The sequence below is a fragment of the Streptococcus sp. CP1998 genome (assembly GCF_041026655.1).
Classification (GTDB): domain Bacteria; phylum Bacillota; class Bacilli; order Lactobacillales; family Streptococcaceae; genus Streptococcus; species Streptococcus dentalis.
This window is the reverse complement of the sequence record NZ_CP163380.1, coordinates 1087061-1111164: the sequence shown is the minus strand read 5'-3', so window position 1 is coordinate 1111164 and position 24104 is coordinate 1087061. Positions and strand designations below refer to the sequence as shown.

Below are 24104 nucleotides of genomic sequence, written 5' to 3'. Positions count from 1 at the left end.
GACCATGGAGAAATTTGAAATCTTTAAATTAAAAGAAGCCGGTTTATCAAATGAGCAAGTCTTGAGAGTTTTGGACTACTGTAGGAAAGACCAAGCCTTACCAAGCATAGAAGAGATAGCAAGTATCGCTCGCTGTCGCAGTATCATTCATTTTGTGGACAAATACCGGCAGCTGGATGAAGACCGTTTACACAAGGAATTTGAACGGTTCCCATCTCTATCCATTTTTGATCCAGAATACCCTGAGGAATTGCTACAGATCTACAATCCTCCTGTACTCCTTTTTTACCAGGGAGATTTGGAATTGTTGACCAAACCAAAAATTGCAGTTGTTGGAGCTCGGGAGACGACGCGAGAAGGGGTTCGTTCTGTAGAGAAGATTATTAAGGAACTTGGGAATGAATTGGTCGTTGTTAGTGGACTTGCTAAGGGGATTGATGCGACCGCTCATTATGCCAGTATCCGCAATGGTGGCAAGACCATCGGGGTGATAGGAACGGGACTGGATGTCTTTTATCCAAAGAGCAATCAAAGGCTGCAATCGCATATGGGAGAACACCATCTGATCTTGAGCGAGTATGGTCCAGGGCAGGCACCACTTAAGTTTCATTTTCCTGAGAGAAATCGCATCATTGCAGGTCTCTGTCAGGCAGTGATTGTGGCAGAGGCGCGACTCCGTTCAGGGAGTTTGATTACTTGTGAGCGTGCTATGGAAGAAGGACGAGACGTTTTTGCTATTCCGGGAAATATTTTAGATGGAAAATCTGCAGGCTGTCATTACCTGATTCAAGAAGGCGCAAAGCTTGTCACCTCAGGCCAGGACATTCTTGATGAATTGAAATACGAATTGTGATTTTCCTATAGGAGAAGTTCCTAGTTGACATCTTTCTTAAAATGTATTAAACTCAATGAGATTTATACAATACAGAGGGATAAAACGTGGTAACAAAAAAGAAAAGCAGTACAACCAAGAAAAATTTGGTGATTGTGGAGTCTCCTGCGAAGGCCAAAACAATCGAAAAATACCTTGGTCGTAACTACAAAGTCATGGCTAGTGTGGGCCATATTCGGGACCTGAAAAAATCAACCATGTCGATTGACTTCGACAATAACTATGAACCGGAGTATATCAATATTCGCGGAAAAGGTCCCTTGATCAATGATTTGAAAAAAGAAGCTAAAAAAGCCAAACAAGTCTTTCTCGCAAGTGACCCGGACCGAGAAGGAGAAGCTATTTCTTGGCATTTAGCGCATATTTTGAACTTGGATGCCAAAGAAAAGAACCGAGTGGTCTTTAACGAAATTACCAAAGATGCCGTTAAAAATGCCTTTAAAGAACCGCGCCAAATCGATATGGACTTGGTCGATGCCCAACAAGCACGTCGTGTCTTGGACCGGATTGTAGGGTATTCTATCTCGCCTATTCTTTGGAAAAAGGTCAAAAAAGGACTTTCTGCAGGGCGCGTGCAATCAGTTGCCCTCAAACTAATCATTGATCGTGAAAACGAAATTAATGATTTCAAGCCGGAAGAATACTGGACCATTGATGGTGTCTTCAAAAAAGGGACCAAACAATTCCAAGCCAGCTTCTATGGGATTGATGGCAAGAAGATGAAGCTCAACATCAATGAAGAGGTGAAAGCTGTTCTTGAACGCTTAGAGGGCAAAGATTTTACCGTTGAGAAGGTGGAAAAGAAAGAGCGTCGTCGGAATGCGCCACTTCCATACACCACCTCTTCTATGCAGATGGATGCTGCCAATAAGATCAACTTCCGTACACGCAAGACCATGATGGTCGCTCAGCAATTGTACGAAGGAATCAATATTGGCTCTGGTGTTCAAGGTTTGATTACCTATATGCGTACCGATTCTACACGGATCAGTCCAGTTGCGCAAAATGAGGCAGCGAACTTTATCGTGGATCGCTTTGGTGAGAAATATTCCAAGCATGGAAGCCGCGTGAAGAATGCTTCTGGTGCCCAAGATGCCCACGAAGCGATTCGTCCATCCAGCGTCTTCAATACTCCTGAGAGCATTGCTAAATACTTGGACAAGGACCAGCTCAAGCTCTACACCTTGATTTGGAACCGCTTTGTAGCTAGTCAAATGACTGCAGCTGTCTTTGATACCATGAATGTCCGTTTAGGTCAAAATGGTGTTCAGTATACGGCAAACGGAAGCCAGGTGAAGTTTGATGGTTATTTGGCTATTTATAACGACTCAGATAAGAACAAGATGTTGCCGGATATGGTAGAAGGCGATATCGTTAAGCAAGTCAATAGCAAGCCGGAGCAACACTTTACCCAACCACCTGCTCGATATTCTGAAGCGACCTTGATTAAGACCTTGGAAGAAAATGGGGTTGGTCGTCCTTCAACCTATGCTCCGACGATTGAGACCATTCAAAAACGCTATTATGTGAAGCTGGTAGCCAAACGCTTTGAACCAACAGAATTAGGGGAGATCGTCAATAAACTGATCGTTGAATTCTTCCCAGATATTGTCAACGTGACCTTCACAGCAGAGATGGAAGGGAAACTCGATGATGTCGAACTTGGAAAGGAAGAGTGGCAAAAAGTTATCGATGCCTTCTACAAACCATTCTCTAAAGAAGTCGCAAAGGCTGAAGAAGAGATGGAAAAAATCCAAATCAAAGATGAACCAGCTGGTTTTGATTGTGAAGTCTGTGGTAGCCCGATGGTGATTAAATTAGGACGTTTTGGTAAGTTCTATGCTTGTAGTAATTTCCCTGATTGTCGTCATACCCAGGCCATTGTCAAAGAAATCGGGGTGGAATGTCCAGACTGTCATCAGGGACAAATTATCGAACGCAAAACCAAGCGCAACCGCATCTTCTATGGATGCAATCGCTATCCAGAGTGTGAATTTACCTCTTGGGATAAACCGATCGGACGGGATTGTCCAAAATGTGGCCACTACTTAGTTGAGAAAAAAGTTCGTGGTGGCGGTAAGCAAGTCGTATGTAGCAATGGCGACTACGAAGAAGAAAAAGTGAAATAAGCTTTTAAATGATTCAATGTCTATTATAACGGCAATTTTTATAAATGTCTGTTATAATAGACATTCGTTGGACAGGAAGCAAAAACCTCCCTGTCTTTTTACTTGGCTTTTTGGTATAATGGACCAAGTAGAAAATTAGAAAGATTTGTGGGTGTCTAACAGTCCAGTGGGGTGTTTTGATACCCAAAGAGGTATTAGTGTCATGTCTCAATCTTATATCAATGTGATCGGTGCGGGCCTTGCTGGCTCTGAAGCAGCTTACCAGATTGCTCAACAGGGAATTCCGGTCAAGCTTTATGAAATGCGGGGAGTGAAATCCACTCCGCAACACAAAACAGACAACTTTGCTGAGCTAGTTTGTTCCAACTCTCTTCGTGGGGATTCGTTAACCAATGCTGTCGGGCTCCTCAAAGAAGAAATGCGCCGTCTGGGTTCTGTCATCCTTGAAGCAGCAGAAGCGACTCGTGTACCAGCTGGTGGAGCACTGGCAGTGGACCGGGAAGGCTTTGCTAGTCGGGTAACGGAGAAGGTGTCCCAACACCCTCTCATTGAAGTCATTCGCGATGAAATTACGGAATTGCCGACCGAGGCCATCACAGTGGTCGCAACAGGGCCTCTAACCAGTGATGCCTTGGCAGAAAAGATCCATGCCCTTAATGGTGGCGATGGTTTCTATTTCTATGATGCAGCAGCTCCAATCATAGATGTCAATACTGTCGATATGAACAAGGTCTATCTCAAGTCTCGTTATGACAAAGGAGAAGCAGCCTATCTCAACTGTCCCATGACCAAACAGGAATTTATGGATTTCCACGAGGCCTTGGTCAATGCAGAAGAAGCCCCGCTCAACTCTTTTGAAAAAGAAAAGTATTTTGAAGGTTGTATGCCAATTGAAGTCATGGCCAAACGAGGCATAAAAACCATGCTCTATGGCCCTATGAAGCCAGTTGGACTCGAGTATCCAGATGATTACAAAGGGCCACGTGATGGGGAATTTAAGACACCTTACGCAGTCGTTCAGTTACGCCAAGACAATGCAGCTGCTAGTCTCTACAATATCGTTGGCTTCCAAACTCACCTTAAATGGGGCGAACAAAAACGGGTCTTCCAAATGATTCCAGGTTTGGAAAATGCGGAGTTTGTGAGATACGGAGTCATGCATCGCAATTCCTACATGGATTCTCCAAATCTGCTTGAACAAACTTTCCGTTCTAAGAAACAAGCTAATCTCTTCTTTGCAGGTCAAATGACAGGGGTAGAAGGCTATGTTGAGTCAGTTGCCTCAGGTTTGGTAGCTGGAATCAATGTCGCTCGCCTTTTCAAAGGAGAAGAAGTCGCGATTTTCCCAGAAACGACAGCTATCGGAAGTCTGGCTCACTATATCACCCATGCTGACAGCAAGCATTTCCAACCGATGAATGTCAATTTTGGAATTATCAAGGAGCTGGAAGGACCACGCATTCGAGATAAGAAGGAGCGCTATGAGAAAATTGCCGAACGTTCTTTACAAGATTTGGCTCAGTTTATGGAAAAATAACTCAAGAAAGGAAAAAGTTTGGAGAAAATCCAGACTTTTTCTTCTAAAAATGGTATAATGAATAAAATTTAGAATATAGAGAGTTTTCTGACAATGAACAAATCCTATTTTTATTTAGATATGAAGACACACGAGTTGAAAGTGCCTTATACCGGAAAACTCCGTCGTGTGCGAGTCTTATTACCTAAGAATTATGAAACGGATACAGATAGACGTTACCCTGTGGTTTATTTCCACGATGGGCAAAACGTTTTGTACAGCAAGGAAGCTTATGCGGGTCATTCCTGGAAAGTCATTCCAGCCATCAAGCGGAATCCTGATATTAGCCGCATGATTGTCGTTGCAATCGATAATGATGGTTTCCAACGCATGAACGAATACTCTGCCTGGAAGTACAAGGAATCCAATATTCCTGGCATGCAATTTGGTGGCAAGGGAGTTGAGTACGGCGAATTTGTTATGGAGGTGGTGAAACCTTTCATTGACCAAGAATACCGGACTCTTGCTGATCGAGAACATACGGCCATGATTGGATCTTCCTTGGGTGGGAATATTACCCAATTCTTGGGCTTAGAGTACCAAGACCAAATTGGTTGTCTGGGAGTCTTCTCCTCTGCCAACTGGTTGCACCAAGAGGCCTTTGACCGCTATATCGAGCGCAAGAATCTCTATGCAGATCAACGGATCTACATCTATGTGGGGACTGAAGAGGCGGATGATACAGATAAAACGCTGATAGCGGGGAATATCAAGCAAGCCTATATTGACTCATCCCTTCGTTACTATCACGATGTCATTCAACAAGGAGTGGCTTTGGAAAATATTGCTATTCGGATACAATCTGGGGCTATTCACCACGAAGAAGCCTGGGCTGAACATTTACCAGAATGCCTTCGTTTTTTGGCAGAAAATTGGGATTAATAGACTGTAAATAAAGAAATAAAGGAAAGAGGGAACTTATGAATATTGAACATTTAAGCCACTGGAGTGGCCAACTCAACCGTGAAATGTATCTGAACCGCTATGGACACGCAGGTATTCCTGTTGTGGTCTTTGCTTCATCAGGTGGCAGCCATAACGAGTACTATGACTTTGGTATGATTGATGCTTGTGCTCAGTTTATCGAAGAAGGACGGGTTCAATTCTTTACCCTTTCTAGTGTCGATAGTGATAGCTGGCTTTGTAATTGGAAGAATCCTCACGATCGTGCCGAAATGCATCGTGCTTATGAACGCTATGTGATTGAAGAAGCCATTCCTTTTATCAAACACAAAACAGGCTGGTTTGATCCGATGATGACAACTGGTTGCTCTATGGGGGCCTACCACGCGCTCAACTTCTTCTTGCAACATCCAGATGTCTTTAACAAAGTGATTGCCTTGAGTGGTGTCTATGACGCTCGTTTCTTTGTTGGTGATTTTGGAGGCGATGAAGCCATTTACCAAAACTCTCCATCTGATTATATTTGGAACCAAAATGATGGCTGGTTTATAGATCGTTACCGTCAGGCCGAAATCGTTGTTTGTACTGGTTTAGGAGCTTGGGAACAAGATGGACTTCCATCTTTCTACAAACTGAAAGAAGCCTTTGATCACAAAAATATTCCTGCATGGTTCGCTGAATGGGGACATGATGTAGCCCACGATTGGGAATGGTGGCGCAAACAAATGCCATATTTCCTAGGCCAAATGCATTTATAAGTAAAAAGGGAGGAGACCTCAATGAATTATATCGTTATTTCACCATATTACCCACAAAACTTCCAACAATTTACAATCGAACTAGCTAATAAAGGGATCACTGTTTTAGGAATTGGTCAAGAGCCATATGAACAGTTAGATGACCCTTTGCGCAACAGCTTAACAGAATATTTCCGTGTTGAAAATTTGGAAAATCTGGATGAAGTGAAGCGTGCGGTAGCCTTTCTCTTTTACAAACATGGTCCAATCGATCGTATCGAATCCCACAATGAGTACTGGTTGGAATTGGATGCGGCGCTTCGGGAGCAATTCAATGTCTTTGGTGCCAAACCAAAAGATTTGAAGAAAACCAAGTTCAAATCTGAAATGAAGAAACTCTTTAAGAAAGCTGGAGTCCCAGTCGTTCCGGGTGCTGTTGTTAAAACAGAAAAAGACATTGATAAAGCTGTGAAGAAGATTGGGTTGCCTTTGATTGCTAAGCCTGACAATGGGGTAGGAGCAGCAGCGACCTTCAAGATCGAAACGCCAGAAGATGTGGACCATTTCAAGGCAGAATGGGATGGCCATACCGAGTACTTCTTTGAGAAATTTGTCACTTCTAGTGAGATTTGTACCTTTGATGGTCTGGATGATCGTGATGGCAACATTGTCTTCTCCACTACATTTGACTATGCTTATACGCCACTCGATTTGATGCTCTACAAGATGGACAACTCTTATTATGTCCTCAAAGAGATGGATCCAAAATTGCGTCAATACGGGGAAGCGATTGTCAAAGCCTTTGGCATGAAGGAACGTTTCTTCCACATTGAGTTCTTCCGCGATGGGGATGACTATATTGCGATCGAGTACAATAATCGCCCTGCAGGTGGCTTTACCATCGATGTCTACAACTACGCTCACTCGATTGATTTGTACCGTGGCTATGCTGCCATCGTAGCAGGAGAACCTTTTCCAGCTTCTGAGTTTGAGCCCCTTTATTGCTTGGCAACTTCTCGTCGTGCCAATGCAGCCTATGTTCTGTCAGAAGAAGAAGTTTTGGCTAAATACCATGATCAATTCCGTGTCAAGAAAGACATGCCAGCGGCCTTTGCGGAACTTCAGGGAGATTACCTCTATATGCTTACAACACCTAGTCGTGAAGAATTGGAACAAATGATTCATGACTTTGGCCAACGCCAATCATAAGATGACGACCGGTAGGATAGGATCCTATCGGTTTTTTATGTGACTATTGAATGAGATGGAAAAATCTAGAAGTTTGTGAAAAAACTAAATATTTCCTTTTGAAAGCTTATAGTTTCCATAATTATAGTGTTTAGGATTGTGAATTTTTCTGAGCATTATTTTTGACTGAGCTTTCATTTTTGGCTAGAATGAAAGTGAATGAATAAATGCTAAGAAAGGCGAAATGATGGCAACATTAGACAAAAGTCTCTTATTGGAAATGTTCCGTAAAATGGAAGAAATCCGTCGCATGGACTTAAAAATTGCACAGTTAGTAAAAAAAGGGAAAGTGCCAGGAATGACGCACTTTTCTGTTGGGGAAGAAGCGGCTAACGTCGGAGCGATGTTGGCTTTGAACGATGATGATTTGCTGACATCAAACCACCGTGGACACGGACAAGCCATTGCTAAAGGAATCGATTTGAATGGCATGATGGCAGAAATCCTAGGGAAATATACTGGTACTTGTAAAGGGAAAGGTGGCTCTATGCATATCGCTGACTTGGATGCCGGAAACCTTGGCGCTAACGGTATCGTTGGTGGTGGTATGGGAATTGCAGTAGGTGCTGCCCTTACACAACAAATGAAAAAGACTGGTAAGATTGTCGTCTGCTTCTTTGGCGATGGTGCAACCAACGAAGGTGTCTTCCACGAAGCGGTCAATATGGCTTCCATCTGGAATCTCCCAGTAATTTTCTACTGTATCAATAACGGTTATGGAATCTCTGCTGACATCAAGAAAATGACCAATATCCAGCATATCCACGAGCGTAGTGCTGCTTACGGCATTCCAGGAATGTTTATTCCTGATGGAAACAACGTCATTGATGTCTATGAAGGATTCCAAAAAGCTGTTGAACACGTCCGCTCTGGTAAAGGACCTGTCTTGATTGAAAGTGTCACCTATCGTTGGCTTGGTCACTCTTCATCTGACCCTGGTAAATACCGGACCCGTGAAGAAGTAGAAGAGTGGAAGAAGAAAGATCCAATCGAAAACCTTCGCAAGTATCTCCTTGAAAATGAGATTGCGAGCGCAGAAGAATTGGATCAGATCCAAGAAGAAGTAAAAGAAGCAGTTGAAGCTTCAGTGAAATTTGCGGAAGAAAGCCCATTCCCTCCACTCGAATCAGCTTTCGAAGATATTTACGCAGACTAAGGGGGAGTAGAGAATTATGGAAACTAAATTAATGTCTTTCCGCGATACCATTATCCTTGCTATGTCTGAGGAAATGCGTCGCGACGAAAATGTATTGTTGATGGGGGAAGATGTCGGAGTTTTCGGTGGAGACTTCGGAACTTCAGTAGGAATGCTTGAGGAATTCGGTCCAGAACGTGTCCGTGACTGTCCTATTTCAGAAGCTATTTCTGGTGCGACTGGTGTGCTATGACAGGGCTACGTCCAATCGTTGATATGACCTTCATGGATTTCTCAGTAATTGCCATGGATGCTATTGTCAACCAAGCTGCTAAAACTCGCTACATGTTTGGTGGTAAAGGGCAAGTACCGATGACCATTCGCTGTGCTGCTGGTAATGGAGTTGGATCTGCAGCTCAACACTCCCAATCTTTGGAATCATGGTTTACTCATATTCCTGGTTTGAAAGTTGTTGCTCCTGGAACCCCAGCGGATATGAAGGGACTGCTTAAGTCTTCTATTTGCGACAACAATCCCGTTATCATTCTCGAATATAAATCAGAATTCAACCAAAAAGGGGAAGTGCCAGTTGATCCAGACTACACGATTCCACTTGGTGTCGGAGAAATCAAACGTGAAGGAACTGACGTCACTGTCGTAACCTACGGAAAAATGCTTCGTCGCGTGATGCAAGCTGCTGAAGAATTAGCAGAAGAAGGCATCTCAGTAGAAGTAGTAGATCCACGGACCTTGGTTCCACTCGATAAAGAGATCATCATTAACTCTGTCAAGAAAACAGGAAAAGTAGTCCTTGTCAATGATGCCCACAAAACAAGTGGCTATATCGGTGAAATTTCAGCTATCATTTCTGAATCAGAAGCATTTGATTACTTGGATGCACCGATCCGTCGTTGTGCGGGAGAAGATGTGCCAATGCCTTACGCACAAAATCTTGAGAATGCAATGATCCCAACAGTTGAAAGCATCAAAGAAGCCATTCGTAAAACATACAACAAAGAATAATACATAATATAAGTTATGTGAATTAATTGATAAGACGAGAAACTTTGTACTTTTTAGGTGCAGAGTCTTCTACGTCCTTAATATCTTAGATTAGAGCACGGGCTAAAAGCTCGGAAAAAAGATAAATCTCCTTGACTTCATCGAAGTCTGCGTCGATTTCCTATTTTTCGGTCGCTTTTAAACGCCCTTTGCATCATAAAATTGAACTCGGGCTAAAGTCTGTGTGAAAAAGATAAACTTACCTAGAAACTAAAGTTTCTTCGTCAAGTTTCCTATTTTCACTGTGACTTTTGACGCCCTTAGTATCTTATAACTGAATCCGGACGGAGGACTGTGAAAAAAAGATAGATTCCCTTGTGTTCATCGAACACAGCGTCAATCTCCTATTTTTTCTTTGTCCTCTACGTCCTTGATATCTTATAATAGAATAGGAGAGGTCATGGCTGATGATAAGCTAAGAGCGACTCCTGCGGCTAGAAAATTAGCGGATGATCTTGGGATCAACCTCTATGATGTTTCTGGTTCAGGCGCAAACGGTCGTGTCCACAAAGAAGACGTGGAAACCTATAAAGACACAAATGTGGTTCGCATTTCACCACTTGCAAAACGAATTGCACTAGAGCATAATATTGCTTGGCAAGAAATCCAAGGAACTGGTCATCGTGGTAAGATTATGAAGAAGGATGTTTTAGCCTTCCTTCCTGAAAATATCGAAAACGATACGATTAAATCACCTGCTCAAATTGAGAAAGTGGAAGAAGTTCCAGATAATGTGACACCTTATGGTGAGATCGAGCGGATTCCGATGACACCAATGCGGAAGGTGATCTCTCAACGGATGGTGGAATCTTACTTGACAGCACCAACCTTTACTTTGAACTATGACGTTGATATGTCTCAAATGTTGGCCCTTCGTAAGAAGGTATTGGATCCAATTATGGAGGCCACTGGCAAGAAAGTCACTGTAACAGATTTGCTTTCTCTAGCAGTGGTTAAGACCTTGATGAAACATCCATACATCAATGCGTCATTGACAGATGATGGCAAAACCATCATCACTCACAACTATGTCAATTTGGCAATGGCAGTTGGGATGGACAATGGTCTCATGACCCCGGTTGTCTATAATGCTGAAAAGATGACCTTGTCAGAGTTGGTCGTAGCCTTCAAGGACGTTATCGGACGTACCTTGGATGGTAAGCTTGCTCCAAGTGAATTGCAAAATTCAACCTTTACCATCAGTAACTTGGGGATGTTTGGCGTTCAATCATTTGGACCGATTATCAACCAACCAAACTCTGCTATCCTAGGGGTTAGTTCAACGGTTGAAAAACCAGTTGTTGTGAATGGTGAAATTGTCATTCGTCCAATCATGAGCTTGGGCTTGACCATTGACCACCGCGTTGTCGATGGAATGGCTGGTGCCAAATTCATGAAAGACTTGAAAGCCTTGATTGAAGACCCGATTTCAATGTTGGTCTAATCAACGAGAGAATAGAAACAAGAAAATGAGGGAAATAAAATGGCCTTAGAAGTAATTATGCCAAAAGCCGGCGTAGATATGACCGAAGGACAAATCGTTCAGTGGAATAAGAAAGTCGGCGAATTTGTAAAAGAAGGAGAAGTTCTCCTTGAAATCATGACAGACAAAGTCAGCATGGAGTTGGAAGCGGAAGAAGATGGCTACTTGATCGCTATCCTGAAAGGGGATGGAGAAACTGTTCCTGTAACAGAAGTAATCGGTTATCTTGGTGAAGAAGGGGAAAACATCCCTACAGCTGGAGCGACAACACCAGAAGCAAGTCCAGCACCAGTTGCAGCAAGTGCTTCAAACGATGACAATAAGAGTGATGACGCTTATGATATCGTAGTGATCGGTGGGGGTCCTGCTGGTTACGTATCTGCTATTAAGGCAGCTCAATTAGGTGGTAAGGTTGCTCTTGTTGAGAAATCTGAACTTGGTGGAACGTGCTTGAACCGCGGATGTATCCCAACTAAGACTTACCTCCACAACGCTGAAATTATCGAAAATATTGGTCATGCGGCAAACCGTGGTATTATCATTGAAAATCCAAGTTTCTCAGTAGATATGGATAAGGTTCTTGAAACCAAGAACAAGGTCGTAAATACCCTCGTCGGTGGAGTTGCAGGACTTCTTCGTAGCTACGGAGTGGATGTTCATAAGGGTATCGGTACTATCACTAAGGATAAGAATGTCTTGGTCAATGGTTCTGAATTGCTTGAAACCAAGAAAATCATCCTTGCTGGTGGTTCTAAAGTCAGCAAGATTAACGTTCCTGGTATGGAATCATCCCTTGTCATGACCAGTGATGACATCCTTGAAATGAACGAAGTTCCAGAAAGCCTCGTGATCATCGGTGGCGGGGTTGTCGGTATCGAACTTGGTCAAGCCTTCATGACTTTTGGTTCAAAAGTAACAGTCATCGAAATGATGGACCGTATCGTTCCAGCTATGGATGCGGAAGTATCTAAGAACCTTCGTTTAATCCTTGAACGTAAGGGTATGACAATCTTGACGGATACGAAATTGCAAGAAATCATTGAAGAAGATGGTAAACTCCGTATCAAGGTTGAAGGCAAAGATGATATCATCGCGAATAAAGCCCTTCTTTCAATCGGCCGTGTTCCAGATCTTGAAGGAATCGGTGAAGTCGAGTTTGAATTGGATCGTGGACGGATCAAGGTCAATGAATACATGGAAACATCTGTTCCAGGTATCTATGCGCCAGGCGATATCAACGGTACTAAGATGTTGGCTCACGCTGCCTTCCGTATGGGTGAAGTAGCGGCTGAAAACGCCCTTAAAGGAAACCATGCTGTTGCCAAATTGAACTTGACGCCTGCAGCTATCTACACCCTTCCAGAAGTGGCGGCTGTTGGTTTAACCGAAGAACAAGCTCGTGAGAAATACGATGTTCAAATCGGTAAGTTTAACTTTGCGGCGAACGGTCGTGCCATTGCATCTGATGCGGCTCAAGGTTTTGTTAAGGTTATTGCAGACAAGAAATACGGTGAAGTTCTTGGGGTTCATATCATTGGTCCAGCAGCTGCTGAATTGATCAACGAAGCTTCAACCATCATTGAGATGGAAATCACTGTAGAAGAAATGCTCAAGACTATTCATGGTCACCCAACCTTCTCAGAAGTGATGTACGAAGCCTTTGCGGATGTACTTGGCTTGGCAGTTCACTCACCTAAGAAGAAATAGTATTTGAAATGATAGAATGGCTGGACAGCAAATGCTGGACCAGTCTCTATCGTATATAAAGGAATCTTATGAAATACATTATTAATTATTCAAATGATACTGCTTTTAATATTGCTTTGGAAGAGTATGCCTTTAAACACCTTTTAGATGAGGATCAAATCTTCCTTCTCTGGATTAACAAACCATCCATTATCGTCGGTCGCCACCAAAATACCATCGAAGAAATCAATCGCGACTACGTTCGGGAGCATGGGATTGAAGTGGTTCGCCGGATCAGTGGTGGTGGGGCTGTTTATCACGATTTGAACAACCTCAACTACACCATCATTTCAAAAGAAGATGAAAACAAGGCCTTTGACTTCAAGAGCTTCTCAACTCCTGTGATCAACACCTTGGCTCAACTTGGGGTTAAGGCTGAATTCACGGGTCGTAACGACTTAGAGATTGATGGCAAGAAATTCTGTGGAAATGCCCAAGCTTACATCAATGGTCGGATCATGCACCATGGTTGCCTTCTTTTTGACGTTGATTTGTCAGTCCTTGCCAATGCTCTCAAGGTATCTAAAGACAAGTTTGAGTCCAAAGGGGTTAAATCAGTCCGTGCTCGTGTGACCAATATCATCGATGAGTTGCCAGAAAAAATCACGGTTGAAGAGTTCCGGGACCTACTTTTGGACTACATGAAGAAAGAATACCCTGAGATGACAGAATATGTCTTCTCGGATGAAGAATTGGCTGAAATTAATCGTATCAAGGAAACCAAGTTCGGTACCTGGGATTGGAACTATGGAAAGTCTCCTGAATACAATGTCCGTCGTGGCACAAAATTCCTAAGCGGTAAGGTGGAAATCTTCGCTAATGTCATTGAATCAAAAATCCAAGACATCAAGATCTACGGTGACTTCTTCGGTATCGAAGACGTTGCAGCAGTAGAAGAGGTTCTTCGTGGCGTTAAATACGAACGTGAAGACGTCCTCAAAGCCCTTCGAACCATTAACCTAGGTCGTTACTTTGCAGGTATCACTGCAGAAGAAATTGCTGAAGCAGTGGTGGAATAAAGTAAAAGATATCCATTTAACATGGATATCTTTTATCTTAAACTTGATATTCGAAAACCATGAGTGTACAATATAGAGGAAATCTGAACAAAAAAGGGGATCATATTCGATGATGAAAGTTCCAGTGGAAAATCTTGGTCTATTTGAACAGTTAGATCGTATAGTAGTGGCTTTTTTTAGAAAGCAACAATCTTCAAGTCCTTATGATTTGTATGTCAGTATTACACAAGAACATGTTGACCAGAAAAAGCAGGAGCTAGAACCATTAGGCTATCAAGCTGTCCAACTACCATTAGGAATGGCTTTAGATAACGTCATCCAGCAACCTCATTATGAAAACTTAATCATTGGAGGTCTTGCTCCTGACGAAATTATCGTTAGCAAAGAAGAATTAATGCCTTTGAAAGATATCGTGGATAGTTTTTGTATTATGTACGCTGCAGCGAATAACAGACTGGAAAATAGTAAGGCTTATGAATTAATGAAAGATAAGACGGTTTATTTTATTGGTAAACTATTTACAGATTTTCCAAAAGCAGGTGATGAAATTGCTTATATGGGTATTGATCGAATAGCAAGTGACGGAACACCATATGAAGCAGTGAAATGCTTTTTAACGGAAGGAAGTGCAGAAAAGTATAATGGTGAAAAAAGACCTGTCACCCCTGCAAACCTGGCCTATCTAAAATCATTTTGGGGAAAGCCAGTTATTATTGAGCCACACCGTAATTATTGGATCGAATTTTTATAGAAAAAATAAAAGAGCGTTAGATACTCAAAAAATCTAACGCTCTTTTGAACTCTAAATAATATTACATAATTTCGGTTATGTAATATTATAAACTATCCAAGGCATTCTTTTGTTCGTCATTGACAATATGGGTATATAAGTCGGTAACTTGTGTGCTGGCATGTCCCAGCTGGTGGCTGACCAAAACCTGTGATTTGGTTGCATCATAGAGACGCGTTGCTAATGTATGGCGAAGTTTATGGGGTGTCACGCGGACTTTGAAGTCTTCTGAATACTTGGCCACCATTTTTTCAACACTAGAAGCATCAATTCGGTTTGGAACACCTCGATACAAGGTCAGAAAGAGAGCTGTATCAGTCTTTTCTGTCTTATAACGTTTGTCTCGAATAGCAAGATATTGCTCCAGATAAGGCTTAGCAAAGGCGGCTACATTTACCGAATCGCGTTTCCCACCTTTACGAGTAACATCAATCACCATCATTTTGAGGTTAAGATCTCTAAGATCAAGGTTAACTGCTTCAGAGAGACGGACGCCAGAGGCGAGAAGGAGTGCGATAATGGCTAAATCTCGCTCTTTGTTCTTATTAAAGGAGGATAAGGCGCGATTTGAGAGTGTTTGAGGGTACTCCTGGTCGATATAGTTAAGAAAACCTTCTGTTTCATCCCCTAAAAAGAGCTTTTGTTTGATATTTTCAGCCCGGGCTGCCAAGGTTTCTTTCTTTTTCTTGGTAGCAACCTTCTTCATGACATTACGGTAGAAATAAGGTTCCCCTTGCTCATTTTCAACTTCCTCAGTCAAATACTTATAGAGACTGGACAGTGCAGAAAGGGTACGGTTAATGGTTGTTTGGGAAACTCCGTTTTTCGTTGTATTGGCATTGAGCAGAGGACGTTCACGTAAGTAAAGAATGAAGGATTCCATGTCTTTCTTGGTCATGTGCTCCAGAACGTCTAAAGGGATCTCGGCTATGGTGTCAGCATCCGATATCCCAGATTCCAAAACCCAGGTGAAAAATCGATCGTATTCCTTTAAGTATTCGTACAAGGTCGTAAAACTGTAGGGAACGGCCAGTTTCGATTGATAATATTCCAATACATACCAGGGCATGACTTGTTTGAGTTTATCAATCCGTTCTAATAAGATCTCGCGTTTCATCTTTTTCTCCAAATCTTTCTATACTAGTAGTATAACATAGCCAGATGTATTTTTCAAGAAAATTATAGTTTTTCGGAAAGATGTTATAGGGTTTATATAGTCCTGTTTTGTATCCTAGATGTAACCAAAAAATTTTTTTAAGCCAATTACACTCAATTATGTACTTTATTTAAATGAACACTGGAAATTTTTAAAGCTATCCACCTTCTATAAAATGTACTTTATTTAAGTGAAAACTAAAAATTTTTCAATTGTACATTTTGACAATATAAAAACACTCCAATATCAATTTAATGATCTTTAGAGTTGTTTTTAGCTTGTTTGATTTCAATATTCTATTACATCTTTAATCTAACAAAATGCTCCTGTTTTCTTCTTAAATCTTTGCAAATGGAACACGCCCTTTTATTTCGTTTTCTGTACGCCATTCTTTCTTTAACTTGAATTTTATAACGATGATCTGGGTTTTCCTGACATATCCACCATACAGACATATTACTCAACTCTGTAATTTCATTTGGGCTTGCTATCAAGAAGTTATTTAGATAATCCCACTCATTCATTAGACTTTGTTGAGTTGTTGCCAAGTTGTTAAATCCTTTTTAAAACTTTTTGATTCGTGCACAAGTGTGTAAATATTGTAAAACAATTTCAAAATGTGGTAGACTAGGTATAAATTTTGATGGATAATAATTATGTCAGAGAAAAGGTTTTAGATGGAAAGATTAGTTTTTATTGGAATGCTAATGTTCTTGGCATTTGTGTTCATTGGAATATTGTTTTGGCTGCGTTTTAGAATGAAGAACACCTTTGAGAACGGTGTTCCAGTGTACGATGCCCCAGCAAATAATCAGACTAGGACGAGTAAGCTAAGCTTAGGAGAGTATGCAGTGCACATAGTTTTAATACTAATTAGCGCTGTAATTGCCTTTAAGGTCATGGGCATGTTCCGTCATGGGGCGGCGCCAATTGGTGCTGCTATAATCACGCCTTCTATAATGGCTCTTTTCAATGCACGAAGGAGAACCGGGAAATCTTGGATATGTATCGTTGCAGTGCTTATGGTATTCGTGTTTTTGATGTTTGTATATATAATTATAGGTCTACCTGATAACGCACCTCCACTTAAAATTGACGGAACTGAAATTCATCTTACAGAGACTAAGATTTCAGATTTGATAGACCAGGGGTTTGAAATCTATGTGTCAAATGGTAGACATGATTATCCTAATTATAATGAGCTTTTGACAACGGGAAGCTATACTAAATACCAAGGATCGGGTGTTAGCGTACCAAACGGCTTTAAGTCATATGACTCAGCAGTTACGCGATCTACCTATCTTTTTGTAAAGAAGAATGTAGTTCTCGGATGTATAGGTGTTTACGGAGATAAGAGGAAGAATACGGAACTGAAGGACTGTGTAGTTACTCAGGTTTGCTTCGATTCTGAATGCACAGCTGCTGCTAAAAAATATGGAATTTCATATAATATAGATGGTATAGATTTGCTAAAGAAGCTTGACGAAAACGGGTTCAGGAAAGTATTTGGGGAAAAAATATGGCTGACTCCAAGCGAGCCAAGAGATGAATATTTGGGTCATTATGGTGTGCAGTGGGGAGCAGGTAACAATGAATTCTTTTGGAATCATTATTTTATGAATTTAGACCTTGATTCGAATAATGATATAGTTAATTTTAAGTTTAGTTCTAATATTGCAGCTGAGCGATAGAAGAATTTGCAAGGATAGTTAGATAAAATGAAAAAGAAAAAAGTACTGAGCAAGACAAAGTATGCTATTTATCTTCTAGTGGTCCACCTTATATGCATACTTTTCACTATAAGCAAAATAATTATACCTTCTTGGGGGCACTGGTTAGAGACGACACGCTTTCTTTGGACAAACTTTCCTACCTATGTATGTATGCGTGTTAATAGCCGTTTTCCAAATGATATGCTTTTGGCCATATTTGATTAGTGCAGATTTTAAGCCAGGTACATCAAAGACAATACTTGCGACTTTCGGCCTAATAGTAGGTAACGTGACTCTGATTTTGATATATACGACTATTTTGCACAAGGAATTATAGGTATAAAAAAATCCCTTTAAAGGGATTTTTTGATTGCTTCAAGTAGCTCGTCAAATTCTTCAAATGCTGGAACCTCAGGATGCTCCTTCTTGATGATTCGGTGCTTCTAAACAAGAATCCTTGTGGGTGTCTCCTTGAAAGAAGTCGGTTTAATCGACGGTCAAGACAGTTGATTTGGTTAGTCCAAATTATTCGGCAAGCCATAAATACTCAAATTTCTCCCAATAACATTGTCATCATAGATAGTTTCCCCTTATCACGTTGTCGACCAGTCCGTAACCATAGAGAACATGTTTTTAATGAACTAGCCGACATTGGTTACAATTCCTCTATGCACCTTTGGGTCTATGGATTCAAAGTACATATGCTGGTCACCCTATCAGGTTATATTCTGAATTATGTTGTAACGCCTGCCTCAGTACATGATATTAGGGCAGTTGATGACTTTACTAGAAAATTGTTCTCAACCCTATGTTTTAGCTGATTTAGCTTATCTTAGCTATGAACTCACAGAAAGGTTACCATCTTTGGACTCCTTTACGTCAAAATATGGCAAGAGCTAAACAACATAATCATTGGAAACTAATGGCTATGAGACAGTCTATTGAAACTCGATTTTCAGAACTTTGTGCTTCTTTTGATGTCGAACAAACACTAGCTAGAGGCTTAACAGGATTGCAGTTGAGAATGGAGCAAATTGTACTGACTTATAATCTGAGATACTTTGAGATTAACTAGCACCACGAGTAAAAATCTGTATCTTACTATCAATAAGACCTTAAATGAGTAGCAAAAAATGTACAATTGAACCACTACTTCTTCTGCACCTATTAGAGTAAAAATGTACAAATCAATTCCTTAAATCAGATGATGTTATGAACTAGAAAATATACAAAATAACACTTCAAAATAATGTACAAAATAAAAATAAAGTACACTCCTTAAAGAATGTACTTTATGCTTCTAATTCAGTTGTATCAATAGTTTAGCTCACGTTAAGTCAATTGTACATAAACTTTTAGTTTTCTTTTAAACACAATAAAATCAGCAAATCACATGGATCTACTGATTATTTTTTTCTGTAACTTATTTTTCTACATATCGAAATGGAATCTTGCTACCACAGAGCCAATTATAGACTCGATCATTGACTTGAACATTCATGGCTTCGTGAGCATATTCTGGCATGATTAAATGCTCTTTTGGACATTCTAATCGATTATAAATGGCAAACTGCGTTTCTGGATAACAGACATCATCATCTAGACCTGTAATCATGTGAACCTGTCCTTTGATGCGATGGGCAAAATTTTTCACATCAATATAGGCCAAAGTCTGCATCAAACAATCTTCCGTTTCATGGAATGGATCATGGAACTTGAAATAACGGAAAAGCTCGTCATAGGCCTCGCTAGTATTTCCAATCTCTAATACCCGTCTGAAATCCGATAAGAATGGATAAATGGCTACCGTTCGTTGGATTCGGGGATTCAATCCAGCAGCCACAAGAGCTAGGGCACCTCCTTGAGAGGCTCCATAGCTAGCAAGTTTGCTGTCGTCAACTTGAGGGAGGCTGGCTACAATTTCAATTAACTGGTAAAGATCTAAGTAGACATCCTTATAAAAGAGCTCATCTGGACCTTCCACAGCTCCGCGGATAATCTGTCCTTTAACCGTATTTCCAAGTGGTGAGCGATCTCCGTCGGTTGAATAGCCTGACTGCCCTCTCACGTCCATAGACACAACACCATAGCCGGCTACTGTATAAGCTAACATATCAGCCCAATCCCAACAACGTCCCATATAGCCATGAAAATGGAAAATAACTGGAACCTTTTGATCCGTTTTTGGAAGGATCATTCTTGAATAAACAAGTCCATCTCGTGTTCCTTTAAAGGTTAATTCATAACATTGAACATTTGGAATGCTGAAATCTCGTTCTTCAAGCTTGTATTCAGGCAGCTGAGTCATCTTTGCTAGAGCTTGATTCCAAAAGCTATCAAAATCATCAGGAACGTCATCTCGTCCCTTGTATTTTTTTATTGTCTCTAATAATTTAGGATCTTTCATACAATCCTCCTTAGGTATGTGTAATCGCTACCAAAAATGTACCATATTTACTTAAGGATTGCAAGAGACAAATAAAAATTACATAACCGAAATTATGTAATTTACTTATAGATTCAAAAATAGACTTAATTGTTTCACTAGATCTGGATTAGTGGGTAAAGCTGAATGATGAGCCTTGCGTCCTTTTAAATTTACTTCTGTATAGGCTTGTTTCTCAAAAATAGATTGTGCTGCTTGAGCACTAGAAAGGGGGACGATTCCGTCTGATTTTCCAGCAAAGCTACCGACAAAGTTAAGGACCTCTACTTCTTTATCTAATCGATGCTTCCATTTTTGAAAATCGTCATACATTTCTTGATTAAATTGGTAAGGACTACCAATAATAGCGAGCTTCCTTACGGTCAGTTTTTTCTTTTCTAAAAAGCCACTTTCCAATAAACCAGTCAAAACTAGTCCACCATTGGAGTGCCCAACTGCCTTGAACTCTGTAAAATAATAGTGATCAAGAAGATAGGTTAGAGCAATCTTAAGGGATTCGATTTGCTGCTTGATATTGCTGTAGCCGTCTCGATTGTTCTCGAAGCCAATCACAATCATCGGATTCGGCTCTTTCGTATTCAGTCTTCCCTCCATCTCTATAGAATCATCTTTGTTAACTTTTATTTTTAAAAGACTTTGCTTTTTTCTAGAAAAGCGATGGAGCATGCGAATGGTTCCATTGAAGCGCTGGATACTAGCTGAACTTCCAGGTACAAAGATGATCGGTCTGATCGGAGGTTTCTTCGACCCTTTTGGGAATTCAAAGGACTTGCTGTGGGAAGAAAACAATCTTGCAAAGAAACGAATGACTTGTTGAAATAGTTTTTTTAACATTTTTCCTCTAGTAGTAGTTTCTAAAAGAACCCAGAACAGTATGTTCCAGGCCCTTATTAGAAAGGATTATTTCCGTTTTTTCTTATTTTTGCGCATTTGTTTGGCCATCTTGTTCATCGCACGTTTCATCATGAATTCACCGGCTTTTCCTTTGAGACCACCACCAAACATTTGGCTCATATCAGGCATTCCAGCGCCTCCACCAAGAGCTGACAAGTCAGGCATGCCACCTTGTCCCATCATACCTTCGAGGGCAGACATATCAGGCATTCCACCAGGCATATTCTTCGGCATATTATTTGGATTGAGACCCATTTGTTTCATCATCTTGTTCATATCGCCAGAGAGGACACCTTGCATCATCTGTTTGGCTTGGTTAAAGTCCTTGATGAATTTGTTGACTTCGACAAAGCTGTTTCCTGATCCAGCAGCAATCCGACGACGACGGCTAGGGTTCAAGAGATCTGGATTTTCCCGTTCAGCTGGGGTCATGGATGATACGATCGCACGTTTGCGAGCAATTTCTCGTTCATCGACCTTGAGGTTCTTCATGGCAGGGTTATTGGCCATCCCTGGAAGCATCTTGAGCAGGTCTTCCATTGGTCCCATGTTTTGAACTTGGTCTAATTGATCGATGAAGTCATTGAAATCGAAGGTATTTTCCCGCATTTTTTCAGCGAGTTCAAGGGAGCGTTTCTCATCGTATTCTTGAGAAGCCTTCTCGATCAGCGTCAGCATATCCCCCATACCGAGGATCCGACCAGACATACGGTCTGGGTGGAAGGTTTCGATATCGGTGATTTTTTCACCAGTACCAGTGAATTTGATTGGCTTCCCAGTAATCTGACGGACAGAAAGGGCCGCACCACCACGAGTATCCCCATCGATCTTGGTCAAGATGACCCCAGTTACTTCGAGTTGTTCGTTAAACTCACGCGCTACATTGGCCGCTTCTTGACCAATCATGGCATCGACAACCAAGAGGATTTCGTTTGGCTCGGCAAGGGCTTTAACATCTCGCAACTCGCCCATGAGTTTTTCATCGATTTGCAGACGACCAGCCGTATCGATCAAGACATAGTCATTGTGATTGGCTCTTGCCTGCTCCAAACCTTGGCGAACGATCTCTACTGCAGGGACTTCTGTACCAAGTGAGAAGACAGGGACATTGATCTGTTGACCAAGGGTCTTCAACTGGTCGATGGCTGCTGGACGATAGATATCGGCCGCAATCATTAAAGGACGTGCATTCTCTTCCTTGACCAATTTGTTGGCCAATTTACCCGCAAAGGTTGTTTTACCAGCCCCTTGAAGACCGACCATCATGATAATGGTTGGAATCTTTGGAGATTTGATAATGTCTGCTGTTTCTGAACCCAAAATCGCTGTCAATTCTTCATCGACAATCTTGACGATTTGTTGGGCAGGGTTGAGGGTTTCGATGACTTCATGACCTACAGCCCGTTCGCGGACCCGTTTGATGAAGTCTTTTACAACAGGAAGGGCAACGTCGGCCTCTAAGAGGGCAAGACGAATCTCTTTGGTTGCCTCTTGGACATCCGCTTCAGAGATTTTCCCTTTCTTACGAAGATTTTTAAAGACGTTTTGTAAACGTTCGGTTAAACTTTCAAATGCCATTATTTTCTCCTATTTTTTCAATTCAGTGGAAATCGTCCGAAATGTTGCAAACATTCTAGTTCTTCGGGTGTGACTTCTTTCATGATTTCATTTGGATATCCCCAACAGCTAAAACCTATTTGCATAGCTTTGGAGATATCATTGGGCGAGATAATCTGTAGTCGAGTAGGAAATACTTCCTCTGCGACTAATAGTTTGCAAGGTATTCCTTGATAAATGACGAGACTGCCCATAATCACTCCCGATTGTCAATGCTTGATAAAATTTCAACCTGCTCTTGTAGAAAAGTATCTTCCGGATAGCGTTCTAAAATATGATCAAAAATCTGGCTGCGTACAATGTAATCGGAATACATATGGAGTTTCATTTCGTAATCTTCCAAAATCTTTTCTGTACGTTTAATATTGTCATAGACCGCTTGACGGCTCACTCCAAACTCTTCTGCAATCTCAGCCAAGCTGTAGTCATCTGCGTAATAGAGCTCGATGTAGTTCATCTGCTTGTCCGTCAAGAGCGCTGCATAAAACTCAAAGAGCGCATTCATTCGGTTGGTTTTCTCAATTTCCATACCTTTCATTATATCAAAAAAGCCCGCTAAAGACTAGCGGGACTTGATGCTTTTTGAGCTTGAAATAAGAGTATCTATCATTAGAGTTTCAGTGCCAACATATTGACCGTCATCCCTGCTGCAGTTCCCATCAAAAAGATGGTATCTCCTTCCTTCACATAGCCATGATCCAGTGCATAGGCTAGGCCGAAAGGCACGGCTACCGAAACCATATTACCATAATCACTGACAATATTGAGGTACTTGTCTTTGCCAACGCCCAATTTGTCCATGACGAGTGGTAAGGCACGGCTTGCTTGGTGAGGAATAATATAGTCTACAGCATCTTTAGAAATGCCTGATTTCTCTTGGAATTCTTGGAACATTTCTGGAATAACACGGGCAGAAAGCAAAAGAATCTTCTTCCCTTTCATATCAAACATGAAATCAGTCTTGGATGCTTCAGAGTACAATTTCGGATGATAAGCTGTCAAACCACCACGAATTTCAGTATCATGGGCTCCCTCAGACCAGGTACGTTGCATGCTGGCAATGATTCCTTTGTTTTCCTTTGTTGCTTCAAAGATAAAGGCTGCAGCGCCATCGCTAAACAGTTCAAAGCTTTCTTTTTGTTTGGGATTAAGCCCTAGGCTTCCTACTTCACTGGATACAATCAGAACCCGTTGGTATTCTCCACCTTCAATCAGATAAGAAACGGTACTTAAAGCTGATACAAAACTGGTACAGGTGGTGTTGATATCCATAGCAGGAATCGTCAGTCCCTTGGCCACGCGCTCATGGATCAGAGCTGCTGTACAAGGAATGGGCTGAACACCAACTGCACTAGCCGAAACGAGGCAGTCGATGTCTGCCATTTCAAGCCCCGCATGGTTTAAAGCCGCTTCAATCGCACGCGCTGCTAGATCAATCTGTGTTTCTTCTCCTTCTTTCACGCGGTAACGAGTCTGGTCTTTGAAAGTTACGGTATGAGCTGGAAGCGCTGTTCCATAGCCTTTAATTTGCAAATGTCTTTTTACAGTAGTCATAGGAT

At 41.4% G+C, this 24104-nt stretch carries 20 protein-coding genes and 2 pseudogenes; 14 read left to right on the top strand and 8 right to left on the bottom strand.

Features of this window, described 5'->3' with window-relative positions:
• Positions 1 to 4 precede the first annotated feature (4 nt).
• From dprA to AB4X21_RS05690, 12 genes and pseudogenes are all read left to right on the top strand, one after another.
• Positions 5 to 853, top strand: coding sequence for a DNA-processing protein DprA (gene dprA, locus AB4X21_RS05745; RefSeq protein WP_151379356.1), 849 nt, complete (start codon positions 5 to 7; stop codon positions 851 to 853).
• An 86-nt stretch (positions 854 to 939) separates the two neighbouring features.
• Complete coding sequence (topA, locus tag AB4X21_RS05740) at positions 940 to 3021, top strand: type I DNA topoisomerase (RefSeq protein ID WP_151379355.1); 2082 nt, start codon at positions 940 to 942, stop codon at positions 3019 to 3021.
• Between the two features lie 202 nt (positions 3022 to 3223).
• Positions 3224 to 4558, top strand: coding sequence for a methylenetetrahydrofolate--tRNA-(uracil(54)-C(5))-methyltransferase (FADH(2)-oxidizing) TrmFO (gene trmFO, locus AB4X21_RS05735; RefSeq protein WP_369087622.1), 1335 nt, complete (start codon positions 3224 to 3226; stop codon positions 4556 to 4558).
• A 93-nt stretch (positions 4559 to 4651) separates the two neighbouring features.
• Entirely contained in the window at positions 4652 to 5479 is an 828-nt protein-coding gene (locus AB4X21_RS05730) for an alpha/beta hydrolase (RefSeq protein WP_369087621.1), read from the top strand.
• A gap of 38 nt (positions 5480 to 5517) precedes the next feature.
• Positions 5518 to 6258, top strand: coding sequence for an esterase family protein (locus AB4X21_RS05725; RefSeq protein ID WP_070659233.1), 741 nt, complete (start codon positions 5518 to 5520; stop codon positions 6256 to 6258).
• Between the two features lie 21 nt (positions 6259 to 6279).
• Complete coding sequence (locus tag AB4X21_RS05720; protein ID WP_320910703.1) at positions 6280 to 7446, top strand: carbamoyl phosphate synthase large subunit; 1167 nt, start codon at positions 6280 to 6282, stop codon at positions 7444 to 7446.
• 226 nt (positions 7447 to 7672) lie between these two features.
• The gene (locus AB4X21_RS05715; protein WP_003014979.1) at positions 7673 to 8641 is read left to right on the top strand and encodes a thiamine pyrophosphate-dependent dehydrogenase E1 component subunit alpha; all 969 of its coding nucleotides are present in this window, start codon (positions 7673 to 7675) and stop codon (positions 8639 to 8641) included.
• 16 nt (positions 8642 to 8657) lie between these two features.
• A pseudogene (locus AB4X21_RS05710) lies at positions 8658 to 9643 on the top strand (alpha-ketoacid dehydrogenase subunit beta).
• Positions 9644 to 10082: 439 nt separating this feature from the next.
• Entirely contained in the window at positions 10083 to 11126 is a 1044-nt protein-coding gene (locus AB4X21_RS05705; RefSeq protein WP_021153222.1) for a dihydrolipoamide acetyltransferase, read from the top strand.
• A gap of 39 nt (positions 11127 to 11165) precedes the next feature.
• Positions 11166 to 12872 (top strand): dihydrolipoyl dehydrogenase, encoded by a 1707-nt coding sequence (gene lpdA, locus AB4X21_RS05700; RefSeq protein ID WP_369087620.1) that lies wholly within the window; start codon positions 11166 to 11168, stop codon positions 12870 to 12872.
• A gap of 68 nt (positions 12873 to 12940) precedes the next feature.
• On the top strand, positions 12941 to 13930 hold the full coding sequence (locus AB4X21_RS05695; RefSeq protein WP_369087619.1) for a lipoate--protein ligase: 990 nt from the start codon (positions 12941 to 12943) through the stop codon (positions 13928 to 13930).
• Between the two features lie 109 nt (positions 13931 to 14039).
• Positions 14040 to 14681, top strand: a complete 642-nt coding sequence (locus tag AB4X21_RS05690) for a hypothetical protein (RefSeq protein ID WP_342987085.1) — start codon at positions 14040 to 14042, stop codon at positions 14679 to 14681.
• Between the two features lie 85 nt (positions 14682 to 14766).
• Here AB4X21_RS05690 and xerS read toward each other — a convergent pair whose 3' ends face one another.
• A complete protein-coding gene (gene xerS, locus AB4X21_RS05685) occupies positions 14767 to 15837 on the bottom strand; it encodes a tyrosine recombinase XerS (RefSeq protein WP_049483475.1) in 1071 nt (356 codons plus the stop codon).
• A gap of 338 nt (positions 15838 to 16175) precedes the next feature.
• Positions 16176 to 16400 (bottom strand): zinc-ribbon domain-containing protein, encoded by a 225-nt coding sequence (locus AB4X21_RS05680; RefSeq protein ID WP_369088370.1) that lies wholly within the window; start codon positions 16398 to 16400, stop codon positions 16176 to 16178.
• 153 nt (positions 16401 to 16553) lie between these two features.
• Between AB4X21_RS05680 and AB4X21_RS05675 the strand changes: the two genes are divergently transcribed.
• Both AB4X21_RS05675 and AB4X21_RS05670 read left to right on the top strand, forming a co-directional pair.
• Complete coding sequence (locus AB4X21_RS05675; protein ID WP_369087618.1) at positions 16554 to 17567, top strand: hypothetical protein; 1014 nt, start codon at positions 16554 to 16556, stop codon at positions 17565 to 17567.
• 476 nt (positions 17568 to 18043) lie between these two features.
• Positions 18044 to 18663, top strand: a pseudogene (locus AB4X21_RS05670) (IS982 family transposase); the annotation flags it as partial.
• Positions 18664 to 19011: 348 nt separating this feature from the next.
• Here the strand turns inward: AB4X21_RS05670 and AB4X21_RS05665 are convergent.
• The 6 genes from AB4X21_RS05665 to AB4X21_RS05640 all read right to left on the bottom strand — a co-directional run bounded on the left by AB4X21_RS05665 (position 19012) and on the right by AB4X21_RS05640 (position 24099).
• Positions 19012 to 19995 (bottom strand): acetylxylan esterase, encoded by a 984-nt coding sequence (locus AB4X21_RS05665; RefSeq protein ID WP_369087617.1) that lies wholly within the window; start codon positions 19993 to 19995, stop codon positions 19012 to 19014.
• 105 nt (positions 19996 to 20100) lie between these two features.
• Positions 20101 to 20868: an alpha/beta hydrolase gene (locus tag AB4X21_RS05660; protein WP_369087616.1), complete on the bottom strand. Its 768-nt coding sequence runs from the start codon at positions 20866 to 20868 to the stop codon at positions 20101 to 20103.
• Between the two features lie 66 nt (positions 20869 to 20934).
• Positions 20935 to 22506 (bottom strand): signal recognition particle protein, encoded by a 1572-nt coding sequence (ffh, locus tag AB4X21_RS05655; protein WP_009731038.1) that lies wholly within the window; start codon positions 22504 to 22506, stop codon positions 20935 to 20937.
• A 17-nt stretch (positions 22507 to 22523) separates the two neighbouring features.
• Positions 22524 to 22739, bottom strand: coding sequence for a hypothetical protein (locus tag AB4X21_RS05650; protein ID WP_037606554.1), 216 nt, complete (start codon positions 22737 to 22739; stop codon positions 22524 to 22526).
• Positions 22740 to 22741: 2 nt separating this feature from the next.
• Positions 22742 to 23074, bottom strand: coding sequence for a putative DNA-binding protein (locus AB4X21_RS05645; protein ID WP_369087615.1), 333 nt, complete (start codon positions 23072 to 23074; stop codon positions 22742 to 22744).
• Between the two features lie 80 nt (positions 23075 to 23154).
• Positions 23155 to 24099 carry a 3-oxoacyl-[acyl-carrier-protein] synthase III C-terminal domain-containing protein gene (locus AB4X21_RS05640; RefSeq protein ID WP_369087614.1) on the bottom strand — a complete coding sequence of 315 codons (945 nt, stop codon included), beginning with the start codon at positions 24097 to 24099 and terminating at the stop codon, positions 23155 to 23157.
• Positions 24100 to 24104: the final 5 nt, after the last annotated feature.

Coding starts and splice junctions, on each gene's coding strand:
- AB4X21_RS05680 (WP_369088370.1), bottom strand. CDS start 16,400: ATGAATGAGTGGGATTATCTAAATAACTTCTTGATAGCAAGCCCAAAT.
- AB4X21_RS05725 (WP_070659233.1), top strand. CDS start 5,518: ATGAATATTGAACATTTAAGCCACTGGAGTGGCCAACTCAACCGTGAA.
- AB4X21_RS05640 (WP_369087614.1), bottom strand. CDS start 24,099: ATGACTACTGTAAAAAGACATTTGCAAATTAAAGGCTATGGAACAGCG.
- AB4X21_RS05715 (WP_003014979.1), top strand. CDS start 7,673: ATGGCAACATTAGACAAAAGTCTCTTATTGGAAATGTTCCGTAAAATG.
- AB4X21_RS05660 (WP_369087616.1), bottom strand. CDS start 20,868: ATGTTAAAAAAACTATTTCAACAAGTCATTCGTTTCTTTGCAAGATTG.
- AB4X21_RS05675 (WP_369087618.1), top strand. CDS start 16,554: ATGGAAAGATTAGTTTTTATTGGAATGCTAATGTTCTTGGCATTTGTG.
- AB4X21_RS05690 (WP_342987085.1), top strand. CDS start 14,040: ATGATGAAAGTTCCAGTGGAAAATCTTGGTCTATTTGAACAGTTAGAT.
- AB4X21_RS05730 (WP_369087621.1), top strand. CDS start 4,652: ATGAACAAATCCTATTTTTATTTAGATATGAAGACACACGAGTTGAAA.
- AB4X21_RS05720 (WP_320910703.1), top strand. CDS start 6,280: ATGAATTATATCGTTATTTCACCATATTACCCACAAAACTTCCAACAA.
- xerS (WP_049483475.1), bottom strand. CDS start 15,837: ATGAAACGCGAGATCTTATTAGAACGGATTGATAAACTCAAACAAGTC.
- AB4X21_RS05645 (WP_369087615.1), bottom strand. CDS start 23,074: ATGGAAATTGAGAAAACCAACCGAATGAATGCGCTCTTTGAGTTTTAT.
- AB4X21_RS05650 (WP_037606554.1), bottom strand. CDS start 22,739: ATGGGCAGTCTCGTCATTTATCAAGGAATACCTTGCAAACTATTAGTC.
- AB4X21_RS05665 (WP_369087617.1), bottom strand. CDS start 19,995: ATGAAAGATCCTAAATTATTAGAGACAATAAAAAAATACAAGGGACGA.
- lpdA (WP_369087620.1), top strand. CDS start 11,166: ATGGCCTTAGAAGTAATTATGCCAAAAGCCGGCGTAGATATGACCGAA.
- AB4X21_RS05705 (WP_021153222.1), top strand. CDS start 10,083: ATGGCTGATGATAAGCTAAGAGCGACTCCTGCGGCTAGAAAATTAGCG.
- dprA (WP_151379356.1), top strand. CDS start 5: ATGGAGAAATTTGAAATCTTTAAATTAAAAGAAGCCGGTTTATCAAAT.
- AB4X21_RS05695 (WP_369087619.1), top strand. CDS start 12,941: ATGAAATACATTATTAATTATTCAAATGATACTGCTTTTAATATTGCT.
- ffh (WP_009731038.1), bottom strand. CDS start 22,506: ATGGCATTTGAAAGTTTAACCGAACGTTTACAAAACGTCTTTAAAAAT.
- trmFO (WP_369087622.1), top strand. CDS start 3,224: ATGTCTCAATCTTATATCAATGTGATCGGTGCGGGCCTTGCTGGCTCT.